This window comes from Mycobacterium sp. UM_11 (genome assembly GCF_001414075.1).
Lineage (GTDB): Bacteria > Actinomycetota > Actinomycetes > Mycobacteriales > Mycobacteriaceae > Mycobacterium.
In genome coordinates this window covers 1-4,087 of the sequence record NZ_LATC01000185.1, presented here as the reverse complement: position 1 = coordinate 4,087, position 4,087 = coordinate 1, and the positions used below count along the sequence as shown (strand labels likewise).

Below are 4,087 nucleotides of genomic sequence, written 5' to 3'. Positions count from 1 at the left end.
ACCTGCTGGCCGGCATCTACGCCGACGTCCTGGGCCTCGAGCGCGTCAGCACCGACGACTCCTTCTTCGAACTCGGCGGCGACAGCATCTCGGCCATGGGCCTGGTCGCCGCGATCAACAGCAACCTGGGCGTGGCCCTCCCGGTCCGCGTTGTCTTCGAGGCGCCCACGGTCGCCCAGCTGGCGCTGCGGGTCGGCGAGGGCGCCCGCGGGCTGGAGCCGTTGGTGGCCGCCGAGCGGCCCACTGTCATCCCGTTGTCGTTCGCGCAGAATCGGCTGTGGTTCCTCGACCAATTACAAGGCCCGTCACCGGTTTACAACATGGCGGCCGCGCTGCGGCTGAGCGGACGGCTCGATGCCGACGCGCTCGGCGCGGCCATGGCGGATGTGGTGGCCCGCCACGAGAGCCTGCGCACGCTGATCGCCGCGCCCGAGGGAACGCCCCAGCAGCTGGTGCTCCCCGTCGAGCGGGCCGACTTCGGTTGGGAGATCGTCGACGCCCGCGGCTGGTCGGCCGGCCGGCTCGACGAGGCCATCGGAACGACGGCGCGCTACACGTTCGATTTGGCGGCCGAAATCCCCATGCGGGCAGAGCTTTTCCGCGTCGGCGAGGACGAGCACGTGCTGGTGGCCGTGGTCCATCACATCGCCGCCGACGGGATGTCGATCACCCCGCTGGTGCGCGACCTGGGCATGGCCTACGCCAGCCGGTGCTCCGGGGAGGCCCCCGGCTGGTCGCCCTTGGCCGTTCAGTACGTCGATTACACGCTGTGGCAGCGCGCGCAGCTCGGCGACCTCGACGACCGCGAGAGCCCCATCGCCGCCCAGCTGGCCTACTGGCAAGAGGCCCTGGCCGGCATGCCCGACCGGGTGCCGCTGCCCACGGACCGGCCCTACCCGCTGGTGGCCGATCAGCGCGGCGCCACCGTCGAAATCGACTGGCCCATAGACCTGCAACGCGGCGTCGGCGAGCTCGCCCGCAAGCACAACGCCACCAGCTTCATGGTGGTCCAGACGGCCCTGGCGGTGCTGCTCTCCAAGATCAGCGCCAGTCCCGATGTGGCGGTGGGTTTTCCGATCGCCGGGCGGCGCGACCCCGCACTCGATGACCTGGTCGGGTTCTTCGTCAACACCCTGGTGCTCCGGGTCGACCTGTTTGAGCTGGGCGGCGACCCCACCTTCACCGACCTGATCGCCCAGGTGCGGCAGCGCAGCCTGGCCGCCTACGAACACCAAGACGTGCCCTTCGAGGTGCTGGTCGAGCGGCTCAACCCGACCCGAAGCCTGACGCACCATCCCCTGGTCCAGGTCCTGCTGGCCTGGCAGAACTTCGCCGGGCACGACAGCGGCCCGGTCAACGGCCTGTCCCTCGGCGACGTCGACATCGCGCCGATCCCGGTGGACACCCAAGCCGCCCGCATGGATTTGACCTTCTCGTTGGCCGAGCGCTGGAGCGAGGACGGCGGCCCCGCCGGCATCGGCGGCACGGTGGAGTTCCGCACCGACGTTTTCGACGCCGAAAGCATCCGGTCCCTCGTCGGGCGGCTACAGCGGGTGCTGACGGCCATGACCGTCGACCCCACCCAGGCGTTGTCGTCGCTGGATCTGCTCGACGAGGCCGAGCATGCCCGGCTCGACGCGATGGGCAACCGGGCGGCGCTGGCCCGCCCCGCCGCCGCGCCGGTGTCCATTCCGGCGCTGTTCGCCGCGCAGGTGGCCCGCACCCCGGAGGCCGTGGCGCTGGTCTGCGACGGCCGGTCCATGACCTACCGCGAGCTCGACGAGGCCGCTGACCGGTTGGCCCATACGCTGGCCGGCCGCGGGGCGCGTCCCGGACAGTCTGTGGCCCTGCTGTTTTCGCGCTCGGCCGAGGCGATCGTGGCAATCCTGGCCGTGCTCAAGTCGGGGGCGGCCTACCTGCCGATCGACCCCGCGCTGCCGGAGTCGCGCGTCGGATTCGTGCTTGCCGACGCCGCCCCGATGGCCGTCATCACCACCGCCGAACTCACCGACCGGCTCGCCGACCACGACGTGCCGATCATCGACGTCAACGAAACCCCCCGGCCCGAAACGACATTGACGGCGCCGGGGCCGGCGGATCTGGCCTACTTGATCTACACTTCCGGCACCACCGGTGTCCCCAAGGGCGTCGCGGTCACCCACCGGAACGCGACCCAACTGCTGGCACGCATGGACACCGGCCTGCCCCGCGCCGGGGTCTGGTCGCAGTGGCATTCGCTGGCCTTCGACGTCTCGGTCCACGAGATCTTCGGCGCGCTGTTGCACGGTGGGCGGCTGGTCGTGGTGCCCGAGTCGGTGGCCCGCTCACCCGAAGACTTCCACGAACTGCTGGTCACCGAACGCGTCAGCGTGTTGAGCCAAACCCCTTCTGCGGCAGCGATGTTGGCCCCAGCGGGGCTGGAGTCCGTCGCCCTGGTGGTCGCCGGCGAGGCGTGCCCGGCCGAACTGGTGGACCGCTGGGGGCCGGGCCGGGCGATGATCAACGCCTACGGGCCGACCGAGGCCACGGTGTACGCGGCGGTCAGCGAGCCCCTGACGCCGGCGTCGGTGGAGTCCGGGGCCGTGCCCATCGGGTCGCCGGTGCCCGGGGGCGCGCTGTTCGTGCTCGACGGGTGGCTGCGGCCGGTGCCCGCCGGGGTGGTCGGCGAGTTGTATGTGGCCGGCGCCGGTGTCGCCAGCGGATATTGGAAACGGTCGGGCCTGACCGCATCGCGGTTCGTCGCCTGCCCGTTCGGCGGGGCCGGCGCCCGGATGTACCGGACCGGGGACCTGGTGCGCTGGCGCGCCGACGGGCAGCTGGACTACCTGGGCCGGGCGGACGAACAGGTCAAGATCCGCGGGTACCGCATCGAACTCGGTGAGGTGCGCGCGGCGCTGGCCTGGCTCGACGGGGTCGAGCAGGCGGTGGTGATCGCGCGGGAGGACCGCCCCGGCGATAAGCGCCTCGTCGCCTACATCACCGGAACGGCCGATCCGGCCGGGGCGCGCGAAGCGCTGGCGGAGCGGTTGCCGGCGTACATGATTCCCGCCGCCGTCGTCGCGCTCGAAGCGCTGCCGCTCACACCCAACGGCAAGCTCGACACCCGCGCCCTGCCCGCCCCGGAATACGCCGACGGCGACCGCTACCGCCCGCCCGGCAACGCCGTGGAGGAGATCCTGGCGGGCATCTACGCCCAGGTGCTCGGGCTCGACCGCGTCGGCATCGACGACTCGTTCTTCGACCTCGGCGGCGACAGCATCTCGTCGATGCAGGTCGTCACCCGGGCGCGGGCGGCCGGTCTGATCTGCCGCACCCGCGACATCTTCGTCGAACAGACCGTGGCCCGGCTGGCCCGCGTGGCCGAGGTGGCCGACGCGGGAGTCGCCGTGATCGACGAGGGCGTCGGGCCGGTGCCGGCGACCCCGATCATCCGGTGGCTGCAGGGGGTGGACGGTCCCGTCGATCAGTTCAACCAGGCGATGCTGGTGCAGGCCCCCGCGGGCGTCAACGAGGCCGACGCGCTGGTGGTGTTGCAGGCCCTGCTCGACCGGCACGGCATGCTGCGCCTGCGGGTCGGCGACGACTGGTCGCTGGCGGTGCCCGAGCCCGGTTCGGTCGATGCCCGCGACTGCCTGCACACCGTCGGCGAGTTGTCCGACGCCGCGCTGGTGCAGGCCCGGTCGCGGCTGAACCCGGCCGCCGGGGCGATGCTCAGCGCGCTGTGGATCGCCGCCACCGGCCAGCTGGTGGTGATCATCCACCACCTGGCTGTCGACGGGGTGTCCTGGCGAATCCTGTTGGAGGACTTGAACATCGCGTGGGCCCAGCACCGGCAGGGACAACCGGTGGCGCTGCCCGCGGCAGGCACCTCGTTCGCCCGATGGGCGGAGCGGCTTGCCGAGCGCGCGAGCCACCCGGACGTCGTCGACCAGCTGGGCACCTGGCAGCGCGTGGCGGCGACTCCCGCGGCGCTGCCCGCGGTCCGCCCCGAGGCCGACACCTTCGCCACCGCCGGGCAGCTATCGGTCGAGCTGGACATCGAAACCACCGGCATGCTGCTCGGTGCGGTGCCTGTCTCTTATACACA

General features: G+C 71.9%; 1 protein-coding gene. It reads left to right on the top strand.

Annotated features, from left to right (window positions below; genetic code table 11):
• Positions 1-4,087, top strand: a 4,087-nt coding sequence (locus WU80_RS24230) for a non-ribosomal peptide synthetase (protein ID WP_156371868.1), incomplete at both ends; no start/stop codon positions are given.